The sequence below is a fragment of the Selenomonas sp. GACV-9 genome (assembly GCA_900116485.1).
GTDB lineage: Bacteria > Bacillota > Negativicutes > Selenomonadales > Selenomonadaceae > Selenomonas_A > Selenomonas_A ruminantium_G.
In genome coordinates this window covers 1-6,720 of record FPAX01000032.1, presented here as the reverse complement: position 1 = coordinate 6,720, position 6,720 = coordinate 1, and the positions used below count along the sequence as shown (strand labels likewise).

Annotated in this window: 5 protein-coding genes; 4 read left to right on the top strand and 1 reads right to left on the bottom strand. The window is 56.2% G+C overall.

The annotated features are described in order from the left end of the window. Positions 1-122 precede the first annotated feature (122 nt). Entirely contained in the window at positions 123-1,904 is a 1,782-nt protein-coding gene (recQ, locus tag BM322_RS13190; protein WP_075431199.1) for a DNA helicase RecQ, read from the bottom strand. A gap of 178 nt (positions 1,905-2,082) precedes the next feature. Between recQ and BM322_RS13185 the strand changes: the two genes are divergently transcribed. The 4 genes from BM322_RS13185 to BM322_RS13170 are packed head-to-tail and all read left to right on the top strand — an operon-like array spanning position 2,083 to position 6,618. Next, complete coding sequence (locus BM322_RS13185; RefSeq protein ID WP_082334502.1) at positions 2,083-3,540, top strand: TolC family protein; 1,458 nt, start codon at positions 2,083-2,085, stop codon at positions 3,538-3,540. Next, positions 3,537-4,667, top strand: a complete 1,131-nt coding sequence (locus tag BM322_RS13180; protein WP_075431197.1) for an efflux RND transporter periplasmic adaptor subunit — start codon at positions 3,537-3,539, stop codon at positions 4,665-4,667. Before BM322_RS13185 ends, BM322_RS13180 begins: the two co-directional genes overlap by 4 nt. A gap of 21 nt (positions 4,668-4,688) precedes the next feature. After that, entirely contained in the window at positions 4,689-5,411 is a 723-nt protein-coding gene (locus BM322_RS13175) for an ABC transporter ATP-binding protein (protein WP_075431196.1), read from the top strand. Beyond that, positions 5,401-6,618 carry an ABC transporter permease gene (locus tag BM322_RS13170; protein WP_075431195.1) on the top strand — a complete coding sequence of 406 codons (1,218 nt, stop codon included), beginning with the start codon at positions 5,401-5,403 and terminating at the stop codon, positions 6,616-6,618. Before BM322_RS13175 ends, BM322_RS13170 begins: the two co-directional genes overlap by 11 nt. The last annotated feature ends 102 nt before the right edge of the window (positions 6,619-6,720 follow it).

Genomic DNA, 6,720 nt, shown 5'->3' with positions numbered 1-6,720 from the left:
ACACCAGCGCGGGTCATTTAGCGAAGCGGAGAAAAAGTGCACCCACCCTCACCCAAGCTGAGCTGTATCACGCTTATTGTAATCTCGCACTAACAGACAAACTGCAATTGTTGTATTGTGGTTTATTTGTGTTCTTTAATGCACTGCAGGAACGCAGCTCCATATTTTTCGAGCTTGAGCTCGCCGATGCCTTTGACGTTGAGCATCTCGTCGAGGGTGTCAGGCTGGACCAGGCACATATCGCGCAGGGTGGCGTCGGAGAAGACGACATAGGGCGGGATGTGGTCGCGGGCGGCGATTTCCTTGCGCAGGGTGCGCAGGTAGTCGAAGAGCTCGGGGGCAGCTGGTGCTTTTTCGGGCTCGGCCTTGGGCAGGGCCTGGTAGACTTTTTCCTGTCCCTTGAGCACGGCATAGGCGCTGGGCTGCAGCGTCAGCACTGGATATTGGCTTTCAGTCAGGGCCAGGTAGTCGGTGGCGACAAAGCGCTGGATCAATAGCTTGATATCTGCCAGGCTCCGTTCTTTCATCAGGCCATAGGTGGAAAGCTCGTCAAAGTGCAGCTCGCGGACGCGCTTGTCGCTGGAGCCTTTGAGTACCTGGGCGACAAGTGTCAGGCCGAAGCGTTCGCGCATGCGGTAGACGCAGGAGAAGACTTTCTGGGCGTCAATCGTGACGTCGACGCGCTCAAGACCGGCCTTGCAGTTGCCGCAGTTATCGCAGATCTCGGGGGCCGAGGTGTCGCCGAAGTAATGGATGATGAAGTGGCGCAGGCATTCCGGCGTATGGCAGTAGTCGACCATCTTCTGCAGGCGGCCGAGGTTATGGGCCTTGCGCTGTTCGTCTTCGATGGAGACGTCGATCAGGTATTTCTGGGTCATCGTGTCCTGGGGAGAGTAGAGCAGGATGCAGGTGCCAGGCTCACCGTCACGGCCTGCACGGCCTGCCTCCTGATAGTAGGCCTCGATATTCTTGGGCATGTTATAGTGGATGACGTAGCGCACGTTGCTTTTGTCGATGCCCATGCCGAAGGCGTTGGTGGCGACGATGACCTGGATGTTATCGTAGAGGAAATCGTCCTGGGCTTTGGTGCGCTGTTTCTCGGTCATGCCGGCGTGGTAGCGGCCGACAGCGAGCTTTTTCTTCTGCAGCAGTTCGTAGACCTTGTCGACTTCCTTGCGCGTGGCGGCATAGATGATGCCGGTCTCATCGGGATGGTTGCGGACGTAGCTTACGATGAATTTCTTCTTGTCCTCGCCGCGGCGCACTTCAAAGTAGAGGTTCGGTCGGTCAAAGCCGGTGACATGTACCTGGGGATTGCGCAGGGCGAGCAGGCTGATGATATCGTCCTTGACTTCGGGGGTCGCCGTAGCCGTGAAGGCCGCGACGAGCGGCCGGCGCGGCAGCCCTGCGATGAATGGCGCAATCTGCCGATAGCTCGGGCGGAAGTCGTGGCCCCATTGGGAGAGGCAGTGGGCCTCATCGACGGCGACCATCGAGATGGGCTGATGCTCGATGATGTACTGGAAGTAGCTCGTGTCAAGCCGCTCCGGGGCGACGTAGACGAGCTTGAACCTGCCAGCGGCAATGGCATTGAGGCGGGTGTCGGACTCCGCAAGTGACAGTGTGCTGTTGATATAGGTGGCGGGAATGCCCTGCTCGGCGAGTGCATCGACCTGATCTTTCATCAGCGAGATCAACGGCGAGATGACGAGCGTGATGCCCGGGAATACCATGGCCGGGATCTGGAAGCAGATGCTCTTGCCGGCACCGGTCGGCATGATGGCGACGGTGTCCTGGCCGGCCAGCAGGCTCTCAATCACGGGTGTCTGGGCCGGACGGAAGCTGCGATAGCCGTAGAATTTGCGCAGGAGATTCCGGGCTTGTTCAAAGTATGGATTATCCATGGATGACTCCTTGATTTTAATGGATTTATCAGTTGATTCTTATGTTCTTACAACAACCCTATTTTATCATAATCTAACCAATAAACCCATGTAATTAGAGGGAATTGTGATAAAATAAAGAATAGGAATTTTAGCTTAGGGATAAGAAATAAGATATTTTTTCAGGGGAGGAAAAATTGTGAAGATAAGTCGTCTGATAAAGAAACGGCAGAGAAGATTGTCGCTGGCATTAGCTGGCATGATGATGGTCATGGGGCCGACGGCACTGGCTGCAGACTTGTCCCTGCAGGAGGCCATCAATATGGCGCTTACGCAGAATACGGGACTCAAGGTCACGCAGAAAGGTGAGGATACGGCACAGGCCTCGCTGAAGAAGGCCCGGGGCAACAATGGCGTTTCGGTCTCGGCTACAGACACGCTGAGCGTGAGCAAGAGCAATGACAGCGACCGCCGGGAAAGCAATACGGCCGGAGTATCGGCATCGATGCCGCTGTATTCAGGCGGAGCCAATCAGGCTGCCATCAAGAAGGCTGAGCTCGGTGTGAAGTCGGCAGACCTGCTGACGGAGCGCGACCGCGAGAACCTCAAGCTCAACGTCATCAAGGCTTACTACGATGCCTTGGAGGCGAAAAAGACGGTCGCGGTGCGGCAGGAAACCGTGGACAAGTATCAGGAGCATTATACGAATGTCAGTCAGCTCTACTCAGCTGGTGCCAAGGCACGCATCGATGTGATCCGCTCGTCGGTTGAGCTCAGCAATGCGCGGCAGAATCTCATCAAGGCGCAGAACAGCTATGAGGTGGATCTGGCGACGTTGCGCAACTATCTCAACCTGAACCGCACGGAGCCACTGAACCTTACGTCGGATTTCAGCTACGATGAGTTTGCGATTGCGATGGATGACTGCATCGCCTATGCCTATGCCAACCGCAAGGACCTGCTGGTTGACCAGTATAAGGTTGAGCAGCAGGAGCAGGCCGTCAAGGCGGCTAAGGCTGGCTATCTGCCGTCGGTATCGCTCAATATGGGGCTCGATAACTCGAATGTGTTCCATCCAGCGAGTTCGTCGAGCAATAGCGTGTCGGCAAGTGTCGGTCTGAAGTGGAGCATCTTTGATGGCGGTGTTACCGATGCCGCAGTCAAGTCAGCCAAGACGGACTACGATGTGGCCAAGCTCACGCTGCTCAAGGACAAGGAAGATGTGGATCTGGCTGTACGTCAGGGATACTATAACATGCGTGAAGCAGAGAAACGCTTCAACTCGACCAAGGATGCAGTGCATCAGGCTGAGGAAGATGCCTACATTGCCCGCGAGAAATACCGCGCTGGCGAGGGCCTGATGCTCGATATCATCGATGCCCAGGAGGCACTGTCGACGGCACGCCTGAACTACATCAGCGCCCAGTATGACTATGCCCGCTACAAGGCGACGGTGGAAAATGCCATGGGCATCAGCCTGAATGCCAGTGAGCAGGAGGCGGCAGCCAAGCTGGAGACGGATGTGGACAAGACGCTGGACAGCTCGCCAATCGAACAGACTGGCAGCGCGGCAGCCAAGGCAGATACCAAGGCTCAGGCAGAGACGACGCCGGCTGCAGTGGCAGATGAATTGGCAGGAAATGAGGAGACGAAATGAACATAAACTGGAAAATAAAGGCGGGGATTGCCGTAGTGCTCGTGGCAGCCTGCGCCTTTGGCGGCTGGAAATATTATCAGGGGCAGCAGCAGGCTAAGAAGGCGGCCGCTGTGGAGACGACCGAGGTCATCCGCATGGATATGAAGTCGACTGTATCGGCGACGGGCACGATCCGTCCGGTCAACTCGGTCGAGGTAAGCTCCAAGGTCACGGCCCGCATCAAGAGCGTGCTCGTCAAGGAAAACGACACGGTCACGGCCGGCCAGACCATTGCAACGTTAGATGGCAAGGATTATGAGGCCAAGCGTGACCAAGCTCAGATCAAGGTCACGAATACCAAGGCCAAATACGACCGCGTCAGCTATCTCTACAGCATCGGTGCCAATACACAGGCCGATCTCGAGGATGCCCAGATGAACTATGAGACGGCAGTATCATCGCTGTCTGAGGCGCAGTCTGATATGAATGAGATGACGATCACGGCGCCTATGTCAGGCGTTGTCGTCGGCGAGCCGAAGACGCCGGGCACGATGGCTGTACAGGGCACGAGCAGTCCGACGGTCATCATGCGCATTGCTAATCTTTCGAGCAAGCAGATTCAGGCCAAGGTCGATGAGACCGATATCGGCAGTGTAAAGGTCGGCCAGACGGCAACCTTCACAGTGGACAGCTACACGGGCAAGACCTTTACGGCCCGCGTCACGAATATCTCCCAGACGGATACGAGCAACAGCTGGGATACCTCCTCATCGTCGAGCACGTCCTCGAGCAGCTCATCCTCGAGTGTCATCTATTATTATGTGACCTTGGATGTGGATGATCCGGACAACGAACTGCTGCCGGCTATGACCGCGCGCGTGGAAATCAATACGGCTGAGACGGCGGGCGCACTGGCTGTGCCGATCTCGACCCTCAAGACCGATGCGAATGGCTCCTATGTCATCGTCAAGAATCCGGATGGAACCCAGGAGAACCGTTATGTCGAGACGGGCATCTACAGCGATGAGTATGTAGAGATCCTCGATGGCCTGTCCGAGGGCGAGCAGGTGGTGAGCACCTATACGGCCAAGGCTGCCAAGACAACGACGAACAGCAAGAGGAATAGAGGCGGCCCGCCGCCGATGTAAGGCGAGGAAAGCGAGGAAACCATGGAAAAGAAGGAAAATCGTTATCCGACCATACAGCTTTCCGGTATCCGGAAAGTCTATCATATCGGCGGCGAGGAGCTGGCAGCGCTTGACGGCATCACGACCAATATCTATCAGGGAGAGTTTGCTGCCCTGATGGGGCCGTCAGGCTCGGGCAAGTCGACGCTCATGAATATTCTCGGCTGCCTCGATCGGCCGTCGGAAGGATCCTACAAGCTCGACGGCGAGGAGGTGGCGGGCCTCAGCGATGATAAGCTGGCGGTCACGCGCAACCGGAAGATAGGCTTCGTGTTCCAGAACTTCAATCTGCTCTCGCGCATCTCGGCGCTGGAGAATGTCGCATTGCCACTTGTCTATGCAGGCGTGGGGCGCAAGGAGCGTCTGGAGCGCGCCATGCACTATCTCGAGGCCGTCGGGCTCGGCGACCGTGCCGACCATCAACCTAATGAGCTCTCGGGCGGCCAGCGCCAGCGCGTGGCCATCGCCCGCGCGCTGGTCAATGACCCGCATATCATCATGGCCGATGAGCCTACAGGCAACCTCGATACGAAGTCGACGAAGGAAATCATGGAAATCTTTGAGACCATGCATGAGAAGGGGCGCACGATCATCCTGGTCACTCATGAGCCGGAGATTGCGGCCTGCGCGAGCCGTCAGCTGTTAGTACGCGATGGCAAGATCACGCGCGACGAAGGAAAGGGAGTGGTCATGGATGTTGTTTAGTGAAAGCTTCCAGATGGCGCTCACTTCCCTCTATGCGAATAAGATGCGCAGCCTGCTGACGATGCTTGGTATCATCATCGGTGTAGCGGCGGTCATCGCGCTGGTATCGGTGGGCATGGGCGTGCGCAGCAATGTCACGAACTCCATCGCCAGCCTCGGCTCCAACATGCTGATCGTTTCCCCTGGCTCGTCGAACCGCGGCGGTGTCCGCGGGGCGGCAGGCTCGATGCAGACGCTCAAATACGATGATGCTGAGGCCATCAAGAACAAGATCAAGAACATCGAATACGTCTCGCCATCGGTTTCGGGCTCGTACTTGATTGTCTATGGCAACAACAACTGGAAGACTTCGGTACAGGGCGTGACGCCGGAATTCATGTCTATCCGTTCGCTGTTGGTCAGCAATGGTTCGTTCATCTCAGCGAACGATATGAACAAGCGCTCACGCGTAGCCGTTATCGGTACGACGGTAGCGGCGAACTTGTTTGCCAAGGAGAACCCGGTGGGCAAGAACATCCGCATCAATAACCAGCCATATAAGGTCATCGGACTTTTGGAGTCTAAGGGCCAGTCATCGATGGGACAGGATCAGGACGATATGATCTATGTGCCGATAACGACGGCCCAGGAGCGAATGCTCGGCATTACCTACGTCCAGTCCATCAATATTCAGGTCGCTGATCCCAACAAGATGGATCAGGTGCAGGCTGAGGTCGAGAACCTGCTGCGCACCCGCCATCATATCATCGGCGGCAAGGAGGATGACTTCAATGTCCGCAACCTCACGAGCCTGATGGAGACGATGAGCCAGTCGACGGCGATGCTGACGATGCTCTTAGGCGCGATTGCCGGTATCTCACTGCTGGTCGGTGGCATCGGCATCATGAACATCATGATGGTGTCGGTGACGGAGCGTACCCGCGAGATCGGTATTCGCAAGGCATTAGGGGCGACGTTCATGAACATCATGACGCAGTTCTTGATCGAGTCGATGGTCATCGGCATCATTGGCGGCATCATCGGCATCGTGGTGGGCTGTGCGGCATCGCAGATCATCGCCAAGGTCGGCAATTTCACGACTGTCATTACGATGATGCCGGTAATCATTTCGTTCCTGTTCTCCGTCGGCATTGGCCTGTTCTTCGGCATCTATCCAGCCCGCAAGGCAGCTAAGCTCGATCCAATCGAGGCATTGCGATATGAGTAAATTGCAGTTTGTCTGTTAGTTTGTGCGGAACGGAATCCCGATAGTACGCAGCTCGGGGTTCACGGGGTAGTACTTTTTCTGTTTCCGCTGAATGGACCGTAC